25 protein-coding genes are annotated in these 17,045 nt (G+C 30.7%); 19 read left to right on the top strand and 6 right to left on the bottom strand.

Features of this window, described 5'->3' with window-relative positions; translation table 11 throughout:
* Positions 1–12 precede the first annotated feature (12 nt).
* Entirely contained in the window at positions 13–1,089 is a 1,077-nt protein-coding gene (locus tag K5782_RS05430; RefSeq protein ID WP_048110546.1) for a zinc-binding dehydrogenase, read from the top strand.
* A 7-nt stretch (positions 1,090–1,096) separates the two neighbouring features.
* On the top strand, positions 1,097–1,963 hold the full coding sequence (locus K5782_RS05425; RefSeq protein WP_297464689.1) for a CoA ester lyase: 867 nt from the start codon (positions 1,097–1,099) through the stop codon (positions 1,961–1,963).
* Positions 1,964–1,990: 27 nt separating this feature from the next.
* Here the strand turns inward: K5782_RS05425 and K5782_RS05420 are convergent, their stop codons facing one another.
* Positions 1,991–2,593 (bottom strand): transcriptional regulator, encoded by a 603-nt coding sequence (locus tag K5782_RS05420; RefSeq protein ID WP_297464687.1) that lies wholly within the window; start codon positions 2,591–2,593, stop codon positions 1,991–1,993.
* A gap of 56 nt (positions 2,594–2,649) precedes the next feature.
* On the opposite strand from K5782_RS05420, the gene K5782_RS05415 reads away from it, so the two are divergent.
* From K5782_RS05415 to K5782_RS05360, 12 genes are all read left to right on the top strand, one after another.
* Complete coding sequence (locus K5782_RS05415; protein WP_297465050.1) at positions 2,650–3,000, top strand: response regulator; 351 nt, start codon at positions 2,650–2,652, stop codon at positions 2,998–3,000.
* A 67-nt stretch (positions 3,001–3,067) separates the two neighbouring features.
* Complete coding sequence (locus tag K5782_RS05410; RefSeq protein WP_007551484.1) at positions 3,068–3,211, top strand: hypothetical protein; 144 nt, start codon at positions 3,068–3,070, stop codon at positions 3,209–3,211.
* Between the two features lie 111 nt (positions 3,212–3,322).
* Complete coding sequence (locus K5782_RS05405) at positions 3,323–3,991, top strand: hypothetical protein (protein WP_297464683.1); 669 nt, start codon at positions 3,323–3,325, stop codon at positions 3,989–3,991.
* 54 nt (positions 3,992–4,045) lie between these two features.
* Positions 4,046–4,630: a riboflavin synthase gene (locus tag K5782_RS05400; protein ID WP_366069475.1), complete on the top strand. Its 585-nt coding sequence runs from the start codon at positions 4,046–4,048 to the stop codon at positions 4,628–4,630.
* Positions 4,631–4,709: 79 nt separating this feature from the next.
* Entirely contained in the window at positions 4,710–5,375 is a 666-nt protein-coding gene (gene ribB, locus K5782_RS05395; RefSeq protein WP_297464679.1) for a 3,4-dihydroxy-2-butanone-4-phosphate synthase, read from the top strand.
* A 2-nt stretch (positions 5,376–5,377) separates the two neighbouring features.
* On the top strand, positions 5,378–5,794 hold the full coding sequence (gene ribH / locus K5782_RS05390; protein ID WP_297464677.1) for a 6,7-dimethyl-8-ribityllumazine synthase: 417 nt from the start codon (positions 5,378–5,380) through the stop codon (positions 5,792–5,794).
* On the top strand, positions 5,791–6,543 hold the full coding sequence (locus K5782_RS05385) for a GTP cyclohydrolase IIa (RefSeq protein ID WP_297464675.1): 753 nt from the start codon (positions 5,791–5,793) through the stop codon (positions 6,541–6,543). Before ribH ends, K5782_RS05385 begins: the two co-directional genes overlap by 4 nt.
* Entirely contained in the window at positions 6,537–7,727 is a 1,191-nt protein-coding gene (locus K5782_RS05380) for an amidohydrolase family protein (protein WP_297464673.1), read from the top strand. Before K5782_RS05385 ends, K5782_RS05380 begins: the two co-directional genes overlap by 7 nt.
* Entirely contained in the window at positions 7,714–8,370 is a 657-nt protein-coding gene (locus K5782_RS05375; RefSeq protein WP_297464670.1) for a 2,5-diamino-6-(ribosylamino)-4(3H)-pyrimidinone 5'-phosphate reductase, read from the top strand. Before K5782_RS05380 ends, K5782_RS05375 begins: the two co-directional genes overlap by 14 nt.
* 33 nt (positions 8,371–8,403) lie before the next feature.
* Positions 8,404–8,646 carry a hypothetical protein gene (locus K5782_RS05370; protein WP_297464669.1) on the top strand — a complete coding sequence of 81 codons (243 nt, stop codon included), beginning with the start codon at positions 8,404–8,406 and terminating at the stop codon, positions 8,644–8,646.
* Positions 8,647–8,748: 102 nt separating this feature from the next.
* A complete protein-coding gene (locus tag K5782_RS05365) occupies positions 8,749–9,306 on the top strand; it encodes a hemerythrin domain-containing protein (RefSeq protein ID WP_297464667.1) in 558 nt (185 codons plus the stop codon).
* A gap of 2 nt (positions 9,307–9,308) precedes the next feature.
* The gene (locus K5782_RS05360) at positions 9,309–9,578 is read left to right on the top strand and encodes a hypothetical protein (RefSeq protein WP_297464664.1); all 270 of its coding nucleotides are present in this window, start codon (positions 9,309–9,311) and stop codon (positions 9,576–9,578) included.
* A gap of 7 nt (positions 9,579–9,585) precedes the next feature.
* Here the strand turns inward: K5782_RS05360 and K5782_RS05355 are convergent, their stop codons facing one another.
* The 5 genes from K5782_RS05355 to K5782_RS05335 form a co-directional block, all read right to left on the bottom strand.
* Positions 9,586–10,977, bottom strand: coding sequence for an NAD-dependent succinate-semialdehyde dehydrogenase (locus tag K5782_RS05355; protein ID WP_366069473.1), 1,392 nt, complete (start codon positions 10,975–10,977; stop codon positions 9,586–9,588).
* 81 nt (positions 10,978–11,058) lie between these two features.
* Positions 11,059–11,574 (bottom strand): transcription factor, encoded by a 516-nt coding sequence (locus tag K5782_RS05350; protein ID WP_007551470.1) that lies wholly within the window; start codon positions 11,572–11,574, stop codon positions 11,059–11,061.
* Positions 11,575–11,600: 26 nt separating this feature from the next.
* Entirely contained in the window at positions 11,601–12,131 is a 531-nt protein-coding gene (locus tag K5782_RS05345) for a tRNA (cytidine(56)-2'-O)-methyltransferase (protein ID WP_297464659.1), read from the bottom strand.
* Positions 12,121–13,242: a GTPase HflX gene (hflX, locus tag K5782_RS05340; RefSeq protein WP_297464657.1), complete on the bottom strand. Its 1,122-nt coding sequence runs from the start codon at positions 13,240–13,242 to the stop codon at positions 12,121–12,123. The genes K5782_RS05345 and hflX overlap by 11 nt, the downstream gene beginning before the upstream one ends.
* A gap of 96 nt (positions 13,243–13,338) precedes the next feature.
* Complete coding sequence (locus tag K5782_RS05335) at positions 13,339–14,385, bottom strand: phosphate uptake regulator PhoU (protein ID WP_297464655.1); 1,047 nt, start codon at positions 14,383–14,385, stop codon at positions 13,339–13,341.
* A gap of 91 nt (positions 14,386–14,476) precedes the next feature.
* Between K5782_RS05335 and K5782_RS05330 the strand changes: the two genes are divergently transcribed.
* From K5782_RS05330 to K5782_RS05310, 5 genes are all read left to right on the top strand, one after another.
* Positions 14,477–14,950, top strand: a complete 474-nt coding sequence (locus K5782_RS05330; protein WP_297464653.1) for a PUA domain-containing protein — start codon at positions 14,477–14,479, stop codon at positions 14,948–14,950.
* Positions 14,947–15,288, top strand: coding sequence for a nascent polypeptide-associated complex protein (locus K5782_RS05325; protein ID WP_007551465.1), 342 nt, complete (start codon positions 14,947–14,949; stop codon positions 15,286–15,288). Before K5782_RS05330 ends, K5782_RS05325 begins: the two co-directional genes overlap by 4 nt.
* A gap of 75 nt (positions 15,289–15,363) precedes the next feature.
* Entirely contained in the window at positions 15,364–15,699 is a 336-nt protein-coding gene (locus tag K5782_RS05320; protein WP_007551463.1) for a hypothetical protein, read from the top strand.
* A 106-nt stretch (positions 15,700–15,805) separates the two neighbouring features.
* A complete protein-coding gene (locus K5782_RS05315; protein WP_297464648.1) occupies positions 15,806–16,381 on the top strand; it encodes a hypothetical protein in 576 nt (191 codons plus the stop codon).
* 236 nt (positions 16,382–16,617) lie between these two features.
* Positions 16,618–17,045 (top strand): hypothetical protein (locus K5782_RS05310; protein ID WP_297464646.1); only part of this gene is annotated, 428 nt, incomplete at its 3' end.

Raw genomic sequence — 17,045 nt, 5'->3', positions numbered from 1 at the left:
TCAGGATCCATATTGAAAGCTGTAGTTTATGAAGAATATGCTCCTGATGATAATTATGCAAAAATTTTAAAAGTAAAAGATATTCCTGATCCAAAACCAAAAGCAAATGAAGTTGTGTTCAAACTAAAAGCAGCAGCTCTTAACTATAATGATATCTGGGGAATGAGAGGTGTACCAATTGCTATCCCATTACCACACGTATCTGGTTCTGATGCTGCAGGAGATGTTGTTGCAGTAGGAGAAGATGTAAAAACTATCAAAGTAGGGGATAGAGTTGTCTCACATTCCAATCTTTCATGTAGAACATGTGCATTATGTACATCAGGTAGAGAATTTGATTGTACCAATAGACAAGTTTGGGGATTCCAAACAGGCCCACTCTGGGGTGCATATAGTGAACTAGTACATCTACCAGAAGTTAATGTATCAAAAATTCCAGAAGGAGTTTCTTATGAAGATGCAGCAGCAGCTTCAATGACAATTCTTACTTCTTGGCATATGTTAGTTGGAAGAGCCAAAATTACACCTGGACAAACTGTTCTAATTATGGGTGGAGGTTCTGGTGTTGGCAGCTTTGGAATTCAAATTGCAAAACTCTACAATTGTACTGTTATTGCAACTGCTAGTGCAGATAAACTCGATAAATGCAAAGCATTAGGTGCTGATTATGCAGTAGATCATAGAAAAGAAGACTGGCACAAAGAAGTCTTTAAAATTACAAAAGATATTGCTGCAAAAACTGGTGTTAGGCCAGGAATTGATTTAACATTTGACCATATTGGAGAAACTCACTTTAACAAACAATTGACCCTGCTTAACTATGGAGGAACACTTGTTTCATGTGGAGCTACTACTGGATATGATGCAAAAATTGATCTTAGACACATCTTCTTTAAAGGAATCAATGTGTTAGGTTCAACTCAAGGAACTAAAGCTGAAATGGATCTTGGTTTGTATTGGATGGGTAAGGGTAAAATTAAAGCAGAAATTGATTCTACTTATACATTTGAACAAGCTGCAGAAGCACATACAAAAATGCTCTCTGGAAAGTTCTTTGGCAAAATTATGATGAAGCCAGAAAACGCATAATAATTTAATGACACAGCTTTTTCGCAGTCTTATTTTTGTTCCCGGAAATAATTCTAGGTTTTTAGAAAAGGCAAAAAACATTCAAGCTGATATAGTCTGTTTTGATTTAGAAGATTCCGTACCAGATGAGGAAAAAAATAATGCTAGAAAATTAATTCAAGATGCACTAAAATCACGTCAATCTTACAAATCATCAATTTTTGTGCGCACAAATTCTCCAAAATCTGGAAAAATTCCAGATGATCTCAAGGTAATTATTCAAAAAGGAATTGATGGAATAGTGATTCCTAAAGTAAACAATGTTGCTGAGATAAAAAAAATTGAAAAGAATCTTTCATTATTGGAAAAGAATCGTAAACTAAAACCAATTCAAATAATTCCTTCTATTGAATCAGCTGAAGGAGTGGTTAACACATACAATATTGCATCTTATAGTAAAAGAATACAAGCAGTAGTTTTTGGAGTTTTTGATCTCTTAAATGATTTAGGAATTGAATACTCAAAAAATTCAGAAGGCGGAAGATATTCTAGGGCAAAAATTCCAGTAGATGCAAAAGCAGCAGGAGTTTCTGCAATTGATGCTATTTGGCAAGACCTTAAAGACATTAAAGGATTAGAAAAAGATTGTAAAGTTGGAAAAGATCTTGGTTATGCAGGAAAAAGTATCATACACCCTGACCAAATATTGACAACTCACAAAGTTTTCTATCCAAGTAAAAAAGAAATTCAATGGGCAGAAAAAGTTTCCAAATTTTATTTAGAATCCACAAAAAAAGGAAAAGGAGCAACAACTATAGATGGAAAAATGATTGATGAAGTTCACTTTAAACAAGCTAAAACCGTACTTGAAATTGTAAAATCTACATCAATTTAGAATTTCCTTATGAATTATTTTCTAATCTTACACTTTAATTAAGTCGATACAAGTACTTTTATCATAAATTTGTTCATTTATTACTCCTTGAAACACAATATCATTCTTTTTCATTTCAATCTTTATTTCGTCAAAAACACATCTATATTTTGAAATTCTTTTACTCTCACTAAGTACTTTGCCAGATTCTACAATTAATCCATTTATGATTAAATTTTCAATTTTTCTATATCCAGATGTTTTTGGAATTTGAGCTTCACTTAAAATTTGCGGGATGGTTAACTCGTTTTCAAAAAGACAATTAAGCATTTGTCTAGTTTCATTATCTCCACATAACACTAATAGCGAATCTAATAGATTTTGATCAATTATTCTAACAGAGTATTTAGCATTTTTTCTTTGAACTTTGATTACTTCGTTTAGACACTCATTTTCAAATTTTTTTCTATTTAGATTTAAAATGCTCTTTAATACTAAATTCAATTTATCAAAATGTTCTATGGATAGCTTTATTGACATTCCATGTTCTAAAAACAACTTTCTTTCTAAAATTTTTAATTCATCTTCATCCAGTTTTTGTTTAATTTTTTGAGATAATACTTTAGCAATTAATCTGTCAATTCCTCCCATATACTATTAAAAAATAATACAAAATATTAAAGCATGTGTGATTAATCATGACTATTGTGAAACGTTCCGTTATTGTGATTGATGATGATGAAGATACAGTTAGATTATTTGGTGAATTTTTGGAGGAAAAGGGCATTAAAGTTGTGGGTAGTGGTTATGATGGTATAACTGCAATCAAACTTTACAAAGAAAAAGCCCCCGATGTTGTCTTAATTGATATAATGATGCCAAATGGAAGTGGTTTTTATGCAATCAAAAAAATTCAAGAAATAAGTTCTAATGCAAAAATCATCGCTGTGAGTGGAGATAGTAGTTATTCAACTGAAGAAAAATTAGAAAAATTATCTATTCCTTTAATTCGTAAACCGTTTAACATGGAACAAATTATCTCTGTAATTAATGGTTAAATCTATTCCCACAATTGGGACATTTCATATAATCTTATATTGAAATCATCATAAATTACTAAGTACAATGAGTAAACGTGTAACAATAATGATTGATGATGATCTGGATAAAAAAATAAGACTTCGTCAAGCCAAAATGATTCAGCAAGAGCAATCTTCATACAGTTATTCTAAGGTCCTTAATGAAACTCTTAGAAAAGTATTGAAATAATTTTATTAAATAACATTTTTTATCTTTTCGAATAGAATAAAGACTTGTTATTCTAATATTGTAATGGTACAATTGATTAATCTACTAGACCCTACAGTTGTAATCAAAAGAATGTTTGAATCTGGACAATATGATGAAATGTATAATTATTGTCAAAAGTTACTTTCTAATAGTCCAACTGATATGGTGGCACTCCAAAATTCTGCATTGGCTTTAATACATTTAGCAAGATATGAGGATGCAATCATCTATTGTGATGAAGTATTGAAAATAAAAAATTATGATAACTATGCTTTAAAAAATAAAATTTACTCCCTTGAAAAGTTAAAACGATATAATGATGTCATAAGTTGCTGTAACATTATTCTTGAACACGATTCTACAGATACTTGGGCATTCAATAGTTTAGGTCTGTCATTAAATGAATTAGATCGACATACCGAAGCTATAGAATTTTATGATAAAACACTAAAAATTGATAGTAACGATATTACTGCATTGATGAATAAGGCTATCTCCTTAAACCATTTAAAAAATTATAAAGAATCTATCGAATTTTATGATAAAGCACAAATTGAAGATCCTAGCTTAAACGAAGCATCAATTGCTAAATCTAAAGCGTTTGAAAAATTAGGTATGACCGATGAGGCTTTTTTAGCTGCACAGGGTGTTTTAGTAAAAGATATGACAAAAATCATTGCTGATGCCAAAAAAAACAAGTGTACTGTTTTTCATCAATTCTGTCAAAACGAATTTGATGAATTATCCAATAAAAAATAACATCTGTATTAACAAGAAAATCAATTTATACAAAGCAATTTTACAACATAGATGATGTTTACTGGAATAGTTGAGGGAATAGGAAAAATTGAGAAAATTTCCAAAAACACAAAAACTAGAAGTTCTATTCAAATGACGGTAAATTTAGGAAAACATGCAAAAGGTTTGAAAATAGGACAAAGCGTATCTTTGAATGGTGTTTGTCTTACAGCTACCAAACTTTCTAACACTAAATGCATTTTTGAAATGATCGAGGAAACTACTCGTAAAACTGATCTAGGGAATCTAAAACCTGGTGATATTGTTAATATTGAAAGAAGTCTAAAAGCTGGTGAGCGATTAGAAGGACATTTTGTTTTAGGTCATGTAGATGGTGTTGGTACCATTCAAAAAATAGAAACTAAACCTAAAGAAGTTCAAGTTTGGTTTGAAATTCCAAAAAACTTGACAAAATATGTTGTGAAAAAAGGTTCAATTGCAATAGATGGAATTAGTCTAACCGTAGTAGATATTAAAAATAATCTTGCTTCAGTATGTCTAATTCCTCATACAATGGAAAAGACTAATTTTAAAATTAAAAATGTTGGTGATAAGATTAACATTGAGACAGATATACTGGGTAAATACATTTTAAAATAAAATTGTTATAATACCATTTTTATGGTAATTACCAATTTTTTAGTAAACTTTATAATCAGTTTATTGTTGATTTTTGCATATGTCTCTTGAATCTGGGATTGAATCATTAAAACGTGGTGAGTTTGTATTATTATTTGATTCTGCAGGAAGAGAAAATGAAATAGATATGGTAGTTGCTGCAGAATTTGTAACTCCAGAACATGTTGCAAGGATGCGACAACATGCAGGTGGACTTTTATGTATTGCAATTGAGCATAATTTTGCAAATTCTCTAGAATTACGATACATGCATGAAATTTTAGCAAACTCCACAATTTCTAATAAAGAAATGATCATGGGACTTGCTCCATATGGTGATCATCCAACATTTTCAATTTCAGTTAATCATTATCAAACTTATACTGGTATAACAGACAAAGACAGATCATTGACAATAAGAGAAATGGCAAATATTTTCAAGGTAGAAAACAAAAAGAAAAAATTTGTTTCTTCTTTTAAAACACCTGGTCATGTTCCATTATTAATTGCCTCAGAAGGATTATTATCAAAAAGACAAGGTCATACCGAAATGTCTGTATACCTTAGTAAAATTGCAGGATTAACTCCAGTTACTGCAATTTGTGAAATGATGGATGCTCAAACCTATACTGCTTTATCTGTTGATAAGGCAGAAAAATATGCAAAACAAAATGCAATTCCATTAATTGATGGAAAAGAATTATTAGAATTTGCTAAGGTGCATTAATTTTGAATATTGCAATAGTGGTTTCGGAATTCAATGAAGAGGTGACGTTTAGGATGCTTTCTGTTGCAGAGGAAAAAGTAAAAAAAATGAAATTAAAAATAAATTATATTTGTAAAGTTCCAGGTGCATTTGATATGCCTATAGTTATTGACGCACTGTTACAAAAAAATGATGTTGATGGAGTAGTTACTCTTGGTGCAATAATTAAAGGACAAACTAAACATGATGAAGTAATTGCACATTCTACGGCAAATGCGCTTACAGCATTGTCTATTAAATATCAAAAACCTGTGTCTTTAGGAATAACTGGGCCTGGAATGCAGGATAGGCATGCATATGCCAGAATTCGACCAGTAGCAGAACGTGCAGTGGAATCAGTTGTAAAAATCTTCAATGAATTAAAAAGGATTCAAAAATGATTCAACTTAGTATATTGAAGATTAGTGGATATGGTCCATGGACTCTAACTCTTGGTAGTGACAGGGAACATGCACTTCAAATGCTTCAGGCATCCTTATATCAAGAAATTCAAAAATTGTTCTCAGAAAAAAATTGTCTTGTTTTTTTAAATAGAGCGGATGAATTTTTTGCAGTTTCTAATGGATTAACACTGGAGGATCATATTGAAATTCAGAAAAATCTTGAAAATTCTTTTGATATACGATTATCCATGTCTATTGGTTATGCTGATTCCCCATTTGCTGCAAATCTGAAAGCATATGAAGGTAAAAAAAATGAGATCTTTCTAAACAAGGAATTTTCAATTTTTGGATTTATTAATGGTCATTCTGATAACAAAGTATCCATAATGCATTTTGATGTAGAGAATCTTACATCAAAAAGAAAAATAATTTCTCCTTATGAAACTACTTCCATAATTTTTAGTCTATATGCAAAAATGTCAAAATTTTTTCTACAAAAAAATTCTCTCACATTTTTTATGGGTGGAGATAATTTTATGGTTGTTGCAAACGATGAAGCTAAACAATCCGTTAAAGATTTCATTGCATTAATTAAAAATGAAGATAATATTACTTTGAATTGTGGAATAGGTAATGCCAAAAATGCTAGAGATGCTGTAAAACTTGCAACAAAATCTCTTGATACAATAAGAGAAATTAGAGATTCAGGAAAAGAAAAACCAACTGTGTATGAATTATCATGCTAATCAAAAATGTCAGTGTTCTATTAGGTAAAGAATTAGATTTTGTTCCAAAAATCGATATAAAAATACAAGATTCAAGATTTAAACAAATAAAATCTAATATTGAAGAGAAAACAAACGATGAATCGTTTGATTGTGAAGGTTTACTGTTAATTCCAGGATTTGTAAACTGTCATACTCATATAGGCGATTCTATAGGAAAAGATGTTGTTCTAAATAGTTCTGTTGACAAAAGAATTCATCCTGTGTCTGGTGTAAAACCATTAATTCTAAAAAATACTGAAAAAAATCATCTAGCAAGTTTTATGAAATATTCCTGTCAGTCTATGATAAATAAAGGAATTACAACTTTTGTAGATTTTCGAGAAGGTGGATTTGAAGGTGTTTTACTACTAAAACAAATTCTATCTAAATTACAAATACGTGGAATTATTCTTGGTAGATTAGAATTCTATCAAGGAACATCTGAAATAAAAAAAAACAAACCTATGCCCAAAACTAAAATGAATGAGCTTATAGAATTATTAAAAAAATGTGATGGAATTGGAGTGAGTGGAGCAAATGAAAACAGCTTGTCTGTACTAAATTACTACTCTTCCACGCCTAAACTTCGTGCTATTCATTCATCTGAAACAAAACAAAGTGTTTCTAAATCCAAAAAGATTACCGGAATATCTGAAACCACACGTGCACTTACAATGAAACCCCATTTTTTGGTACATATGACACATGCATCATTAAATGATCTGCGCTCTGCATCAAAAAAAACTTCTGGAATAGTAATTTGCCCAAGAGCAAACGCTGCACTTGCTGAAGGAATTCCTGATATTGAGTTAATGAAAAAAGTTGGTTGTACTATAGGATTAGGTACTGATAATGTGATGATTAATTCACCAGATATGTTTAGAGAGATGGATTATTTGTGGAAAGTAACAATGGGTATTCATAAAAAAAGAATAGAGCCAAAAGAAATTTTAAAAATGGCTACTGTGAATGGTGGAAAAATTTTGAATAAAGATATTGGAGTAATTGAAATTGGTAAACTTGCGGATGGTATTTTTATCAACAAACATTCATTAGACTTAGAGCCAATGCATAATATTCACGCATCTATAGTTCATAGAGCATCCGAATCTAATATTCGTGCTGTGATGATTGGAGGTAAAATAGTTCATGGAAAAATCTAGACCCCATGTAATTTTAAGTGCAGCCATTTCTATTGATGGAAAAATTGCTACACGATTCGGGGATTCAAAACTATCTTCGAAAAAAGATAAAATAAGAATTCATAAACTTCGTTCAAAAGTTGATGCAATTCTTGTAGGAAAAAATACAGTTCAAAGAGATGATCCACTGCTTACAGTAAGATACGTAAAGGGAAAAAATCCTATAAGAATAATTTTAGATTCAAGAGGAACAATTAACATTAATTCAAAAATTTTACAAACATCTAATAAAATTCCAACTATTATTGCTGTTTCAAAAAAAATTAGTAAATCAAATTTAAAAAAATTAAAAAAATTTCCAGTTGAAATTATAATGACTGGTGAAAACTCAGTGAACATAAAATCTTTAATGAATCGTCTAAGTAAAAGAAAAATTAAAAATATTTTGGTAGAAGGCGGTGGTACTGTTAACTGGCAATTTATTTATGATGATCTATTTGATGAAATTTTGATTGCTATTTCTCCATTTATTATTGGAGGAACTGATGCAATCACATTTGTTCAAGGAAAAGGTTTTGATAAAATCAAAAAATCCCCTAGACTCAGATTAAATACAATAAAAAAACTTGAAAATTACCTCATTTTGCATTATACAAAAGTGTAAGTTCTTATACTTAATTTAAAATATAATAAGAAATTGGCAGCAAAAAAGAAAGCTACAAAAAAGAATACTACAACTAAAAGCACTAGTAAAAAATCAAAAACTGCAGCAAAATCATCAAGCAAGTCCAAAAAACCAGCATTTGGTGGTTATGCAATTAGTTTTGCAGGTCGTAAAGAAACTGTAGAACAAGTTTTTGGTAACAAACCTATTGCACCAAGTGAAATGACAAAAAAGATTTGGGCATTTGTTAAAGCAAAAAGCCTCTCTAATCGTTAAAGACACAAAATTGTTAACGAATTATTCGTTAACTAATTTCCTATCTTTTAATTATTTAAAATCTGAATAAGATATAGATATTGGATTTTATTTGTAATAGTTGTGTCAACTACATCACTAAGACGAGATCATGAGCTAATTGAAAAAGTTATCAAAGCAATGGAATCAACAATTCAACTTCTAAATGATGGTAAACAAATTCCTGAATCTATATTGCTACCTGTTATCGATTTCTCTAAAAATTTTACAGATGTTTGTCATCATAGTAAGGAAGAGAATTCTTTATTTCCTGCATTAGAACAAGCGGGAATGCCACGTCACATGGGCCCTATAGCAATGATGTTAATAGATCACGAACGTTCTAGAGAAATTGGAAAAGAAATGGAAGTCTCTGCCAAAAATTATATTTTAACAGGAGATTCTACAAAATTGATTACTGATATGCAACAATATGTAGAACACATAACAGAACATTTATGGAAAGAAAATAATAAATTATTCATGATGGCTGAAGCACGCTTACAATATGTTTCAAAAAAGGTCGATATGGAACTCAATGAAATTGAAGAATCAAAATTAAAAGAAACTGGAAAAACTAGAGAATACTATGAACAATTAGCTGAAACTCTCACAAGCGATGTTTCAAAACAAGGAAGTTAGATTTGGCTTACAGCATATTTGGTCAGGTTGTTGGAGTCAGAAAATATGTAAATGGCAATATTGAGATAGATTTCTATCATGAAGATGAAATTACTGAGTACAAATATTCATCAAATTCTAGTCTTGATAGTAATTTTCCAAAGGATATAGCTGAAACTTTAGCCTCTACTTTAGCATCTGAAATATGTGTAGAAATATACTTTGATGATAATCGTAACCCTACTCATATAGAGTTAGAAGAATGTGATTATGACGATGAGGACGATGATTAATGATAACTTATTCTACATAATGATGATGACTCAAATTATCATAAAATCTAACAGATTTAATATTTACAAATTCGAGAATTCCGTATCTTGATAACTCTCTTCCAAATCCGCTATGTTTTATTCCTCCAAAAGGAATTCTTGGATCTGAAATAACCACATTATTTACACTAACTATCCCTGATTCTATTCTTCTTGACATTTTTTCAGCTTTTGCCAAGTCTTTGGTCCAAATACTTGCCCCTAATCCAAATTCTGTATTGTTTGCCAATTTCACTGCTTCACTTTCATTTTCAACTATAGTTATGGGTGCAACCGGCCCAAATGTTTCCTCCTTAGCAATTCTCATATTTGGTTTAACATTGGTAAGAATTGTAGGTTGATAGAAGTATCCCTTTCCATCAATTTGTGAACCGCCTAAAAGAATCTCAGCTCCCTTCTCTTTTGCATCTTCTACAATTCCTGAAATTGTTTCTAATCCCCCTTTACTTGATAAAGGTCCTATGTCAGTTTCAATTAAAGTAGGATCTCCAACTTTTAGTTGTGAAGCTTTTTTAATAAATGATTCAATAAAATCTTTAGCAATATTTTTTCCAACAAAAAATCTTTTAGATGCAACACAGCTTTGTCCACAATTGATGAATCTACCTTTAACAGCACCTTCAGCAGCTTTTTCAATAATTGCATCATCTAATATAATAAATGGATCACTTCCTCCAAGTTCTAAAACGCATTTTTTTAAATTCATAGCAGCTCGTTGACCTACTTTTGCACCAGCATCAGTGCTTCCTGTAAATGTCACTGCGTTGACATCAGAATCAATTAAGTGATTGGCAGATTCTACACTTCCTATTATTGTTTGAAATATTCCATCTGGTACTCCCGATTCTGTAAATGCTTTTTCAATCTCAAGACCTGATTGCATGGTTACTCTAGAAGGTTTCATTACGATTACATTTCCTGCCATTAAACAAGGCGCAGCAAATCTTAGAGCTTGCCAATAAGGAAAATTCCATGGCATGATTGAACCAATCACTCCAAGTGGTTCAAAAGTAAGAAAGCTTTTTCTTGCATCCGTATTTAGTACTTCATCAGCAAGTAAACTATCCCCGTTATCCGCATAATACTCTAAGGCCCAAGCACATTTTTCAACTTCACCAATTGATTCTTTGATTGTTTTTCCCATTTCAGATGTTGCAACTTTTGCCAATTCCATTTTGTTCTTTTTTAAATATTCAACTAAATTGTAGATGTAACTACGACGTTTTTCATAATCTTTTTTCCACTCAGGAAAAGCTCTTCTTGCCTTTCCAACTAGCTGAAATACTTGATCTTTATCCATTGGATTAAATTTAGAAATTTCTTCACCAGTTGCTGGATTTGTTGTAGTTATTTGATTCAGGATGTATCTCACCAATTCTCCTATTTAATTTAGTAACTTAGATCCCAAATTTTTAACAACTAATATTTTCTAGCATTAATGCTAGAACGTCTGTTGCATATCTTTTTTAATTTCGTCAATTTTTTTAGAATACGCTTTTTTTGATTTGTCGTTCTTTTTTAAGTTCAAGACATTCCCGCATGATGGACACTTGAACATCCCTTCTAAAGCATCCTCAAAAGTAACTCTGTGGCAATCTTCATTTCCACAATGATAAAAATCTGAATAATTTTCATAATCAAATCTTTGTTGCAATCTTTCTGTAATTTTCTTTTTTTGACTTTCTATGAAATGTTCTACTTCTTCTCTACGAGTTCTCCATCTATAAACAAACCATCCTTTACGTTCGTCTTTAACTCTAATTCCTGTGATTAGTGACTTTCCAAAGAGATCATACAAAACCTTTCTTACCATGTTTATCCTCAAACCTGTAGAACTTGCAATTTCTTCATCCGTAGCATCTTCTGCCTTCAAAAGTGATCTGGCAACTTTGAGATATTCATCTCCTCCTATCATGGATGCAATTCTAACAAAAGGGTCTTCGTATTTGTCTACCAACTTTATTGATTGATAATTTTCTATTATTAATCCCTTGTTCCTCTTACAAGTACATTTTTGCCATTTCTTGTGGGTATGATCTTTCTTTTAGCCCCAGGAAAACTATTCTTAAATTGCTCCCCTTTTTGAATGCGATCAAGAATAATGGCTAATGCACTAATCTCAGAATGGGGTTGGTTTCCAATTCCTACATTATAATCTGCAAGTTCATAGATTTCTCTTGGAACTTTTTCAGCACCTACAACTATTAGTAAATTTTCTTCTTTTCTAAGTTGCATATCTACATCATTAATGTTTTCTCCATACATCGTGAGATGAACTATTTTACTATTTTTTTTCTTCATTTTTACAATTGATTTCCAATTATCAATAAATTCAACAACAAAATCTCCACCCCACGTATTGTTTATTTTTTCTAATGTATCTTTAATTTCTGGATTAACTTCAGTCATGAATATTTTACTACACCCAAAAGCTCTAGCAACTAAAGCTACATGTGTGGTAACTCTATCATCTCTTACCAATCGCTGTCCTATTCTTACAACTTCAATTACCATATGTATTATCAAATCCAATTGATGTTTCTTTTTTATATTCTGGCGATTTTTGATTTTGAATAATTGCTTTGATTAAATTTTTTAACTCTGTAAGATTATGTCCTGTTTTAGCTGATATAGTAATACGTTTTTTATAATCTTTTAAATTCAAAATTTCAATTTTTTCTTCAATTTCTTCAGCTTTTAATAAATCAGATTTATTTAAAGCAAAAATTATTCTATCCATTTCAACACCTAATTCACTTAAAGTTCTCATACAGCTTGCAAATTTTTTTCGTAATTCTAACAAAGAATCATTAATGTCAATTACAACTATTATGATATCTGTATGAATTAATTCCTCTAAGGTAGATTTGAATGCATCAATCATATATGCAGGTAATTTACTGATGAACCCAACTGTATCTGCAATTAAAAATGGTTCTTGGTCTATAGAAAATCTCCTTGTAGTTGTAGAAAGAGTAGTGAATAGACTTTTACTTTGTTCTTTAGATTCACCTGTAATTTTATTAAACAATGTTGTTTTTCCAGATGAAGTATATCCTGCAAGTGAAATGGTTTTAAATCCAAGTCTTTTTCTTCCTTGTCTGTGAAGCTCTCTTTGTTTTCCAGCTTTTTCAAGTTTTGATTTTATTGATTGCATTCTATGTTTAATATCATCATGATACACATCAATCTCAAATTTTCCTATTCCCATAAACCCTGGTTGTTCCCCCATACTAGAAAGTCGTACTTTTTCTTTAGCTCTAACCAATTCATATCGCAGTTGAGCTAATTTGACTTGCAATTTAGATTCGGCACTTGACGCTCTAGTTTCAAAAATTTCTAGAATAAGTGCTTCTCTATCTAGAATCTCTCTATGCAATGCTGAAGCTAGATTGTAATTTTGACTTGGTTTTAATATTTCATCAAAAACAATAACATCTGGTTTGAGCTTATCTGCAATTTCTATTAATTTTTCTAATACCCCTCCACCTATTCCATATTTTGGTTTTTTCAGAAAATGTTGTTTTATTGTATGAATTACTCGTATTCCTGCTGCATCACATAATCCAATAGCTTCAGTAACTGCATCTTCTTTATCATATGTGATTAGTATTGCAGAATTCATTTTATTTATTATAATGCCATGTGTTGCTCAAGTTAAAGCTTCACTAATTATTTTAATACAAAAATTATTGTTTTTTTATGTCTGTTTTAGGCATAATTACGTAGTAGTCTTTTTTAATGATTTTTCTATATTCATATTGAGAACAATTTCTGCTATATCGCTAGCATACTCTGATATTCGCCTTATGTTTTCAGTCATTCGTCGAATTCTATAGATCTCTTCATCATCTTTAAGCGATTTTGATGCATCTCTTACTCTTTTCTCATATTTTACAATCTCATTTGTCTTCTCAATTGTTTTTTCAGCTTGGACATAATCTTCTTTGAATAATGCTAGACATGAATCATCTAAAACCGATAATGCAAATTCGTTCATATCATGAATTTTTTCTACGATCTCTTTCTTTACTGGTTTTTTAAATTCTATTATGTCATTTGCTATAAGCACCGCATGATCTCCAGTTCTTTCAATATTTTTTACTACTAATCTATATCCAAGACAATCTCTAGCATTTTTAAAACCCATTTCTTTTAACATATGTTCATTTTGAATTGCAATTTTTAACTGTCTGATAATATAAAATCCAAATCTGTCTACCTCATCATCAGTATTGATTACTTCACGGGCTAATTCTAAATTATTTTCACTCATTGCTAAAATTGCATCATTTGACATTGATTTTGCTAGATGAATCATACGTTTGATTGCACCATCGACACTAAGTTCTAGTAAATTAACAAGAACTTGAATTGTAATTCCACTACTGGAATCTGATATTATTTCAGAACCCATCAACATTCTTTTTACAGCTTCTTTTACAGCATTTCTTTGATTGGGATTAAGCCTTCCACTTTTTGGTTTTATGTTGATTGTTTTATACCCTAAAAAATACAATGAAATTAATTTTCTTACAATTGCAAATGTCTCTTCATCTTCTATCTCAATTGTGGCATCTTCTTTCTTTTGAGATCTAGTTTCAAATTTTGGCGGATAAATCTCTAATGTTGATGAATCTTTTCTTACCATTCTAATTTGGTCTCCTTGTTTAAGACCAAGATCCATAATCCATTGTTTTGGTAATGAAACTATGTATGATGATTTACCTGTAAATTGAATTTTTCTTGTTTCTTCCTTTTCATCCATAAACTATGTTAAAGATTACAATCTATATAGTTTATCTCTAACAATATATACTTGCATTGAACTAATATTCCGAAATTTATCTATTGTATAAGTGGATCAAACTCTGAAATTAAAGTACACACTTGATGCATTATTTGGAAGTGGAGTTTCAAAGTACCTACCTAAAAATATTGAAATTGTATTCTCAAGAAAAACTGGTAGAATTAAAACTGTATCTGAAAAAGGCAAATTACTATGTACATTGAGAATCGATGGGGGCTTGGCTATTAGTCCCTATTTTGCTCAGATTTTGTTAAAAAGCAAAAAATTCAAAGAAAATTGTTTAGAAGTTAATCAGGAAGCAGCACCATTTGTTCAAGATGGAAAATCCGTTTTCTGTAAACATGTTGTATGGTGTGGCAAAAATATACGAATTGCATCTGATACTCCAGTACTTTATAAAAATAAAGTAATTGCAGTAGGAAAAGCAGTATTGTCTTCTGAAATGATTTCTGATTTTAATAGAGGAATGGCTGTCAGGGTTAGAGATAGTTTAAAAAGTCATAGAGGAGAATCAACATTATGATGCGCGGTGGAAATCGTGAAATGCGAAGAATGATGGATAAAATGGGTCTTGATATGAAAGAGATCCCAAATGTTCAAGAAGTAATAATTAAGACTGATAAAAAAGAGATCATTGTTTCAAAACCATCTGTAACAGAAATGAAGGCTAAGGATAATTCTATTTTCACAGTTACTGCCGATAGTTATGAAGAACGAGAATTAGAAGTTCCAATATTTTCTGAAGAAGATATTCAGCTAGTAAGTCAGCAAGCTGGTGTGGATGAAGAAAAGGCTAAAACTGCTCTAGAAGAAGCCAAAGGCGATCTGGCTAGAGCAATACTTCTTTTGACTTCTGGATGATATCTCATTCTTATTTATGCCTAAAAACACCCATAAAATGAATGATTTAAGTAATGGATTTGAAAAAATAACATTATGAGTAGTATGGCCGAATCTAAAGTAACTGGAATTATTCAATCACTAAATGGCTTGGAGGATAATCTAGACTCACTTAACGGTAAAGTGGCTGATATGAAAAAACAGCTCTCGGTGAAAGCAATAAATGAAATTGATAAACTTTTAGAAAAAACACGAGAAATGGCTACAAAAGAGGCTGAAAATATCATCAATGCTTCAAAATCAAAAGCTGCTGTAGAATCTGAAAAAATTACTAAAGAAGGCAAATCTAAACTATCTGAAATTCAATCCAATATTGATGCTCATTTTGATGAAGCAGTGAAACATGTCGTGTCAACTGTTTTGAAGGCATAAACCTAAATCAGATATTTTGTTTAACTTTAACATCGATCCATTACTGAACTCTCGTATTGGACTTGCTACTACGTACGGTAAACCATATTATAGATTTTCCATTTCCTTGAAGGCTTTGAACATATCGTTTGATTCTATACTTCCAGAAGACATCCTAAATTATGATGGAGATTTAGTTTTGACTACTAGAAAAGAAGCTCCATTGGAATGTGAAAAACCTATGTTACATGAGGATATACTCGAAGAACATCCCACAGTAATTCGTGGATTAATGATTCAAAAATTATCCATGGGTTATGAACAAGATCTAATCATTGGAATTGATCCTGGTCAAATTATTGGTCTCTCTGTATTTTATTATGGAAGAGAAATTGAAAGCTCTTTTAATTCATCTGTTGAAGAATTAGTATTACATATTATCAAAATTTTAGGAGGTCTACGAGCCAGACGAAAAATAGTCAAAATAGGCAATGGCAACATGAACATTGCAAATGAAATAGTAAATATGCTGAATCTGAAATTTTGTTCTTCTTTTGAATTAGAGTTTGTTGATGAACATAAAACCAGTTTAAAAATTAAAAATTTTAATCAAAGAGGAAAACGTGATATGCTCTCTGCAAAATATATCTCTCAAAGAGAAGGATTTCGTTATTCAATTTTACCACTTTCAATAACTGGATGATTTTTTAATGAAAATTCGATCTTTATCTCCATTTTTTAATTATAAATACGAATAATTTCTTAAAAAATTAATGTCAAATTAGCTATACATATTTATTGAAGATTTTGTGTTTTTCTTGCAAACAAATAACATTGATCGCATTATAACTTAAAATTATTTCATATTTCTTATTAATATTTTGAAAAAATTATCTATCCATCCTTATATAGTTATGAATTCTATAATAAATTACTAAGATGACTTGTAAAGGAATTTGCGTTAGATACAAGGCTCAAAAGCCTGTCGGAACCGGAAGATATGCTTCTGGACAACGTCGATGTCAAATTTGTGAAATATTCATCAAATGGGAAGGTCTTTGGTGTCCATGTTGTGGATACAGATTAAGAACAAAACCACGAAACCTGAAATACAAAGCAAAACTTCGTGCTAGAGTAGAAGCTGATTCTATTGAAGCAAAAACAATTGCAAAATCTCAACCAGAAATTGAAGAGGAAATAGTAGTCAAAGCTAAACCAAAAGCAAAAGTTGCTAAAGCACCAAAAGTTGCTAAAGCACCAAAAGTTGCTAAAGCACCAAAAGTTGCTAAAGCACCAAAAGTTGCTAAAGCACCAAAAGTTGCTAAAGCACCAAAAGTTGCTAAAGCACCAAAAGTTGCTAAAGCACC

The organism is Nitrosarchaeum sp., assembly GCF_025699065.1.
GTDB lineage: Archaea > Thermoproteota > Nitrososphaeria > Nitrososphaerales > Nitrosopumilaceae > Nitrosarchaeum.
This window is presented reverse-complemented; position numbering and strand designations above follow the sequence as displayed.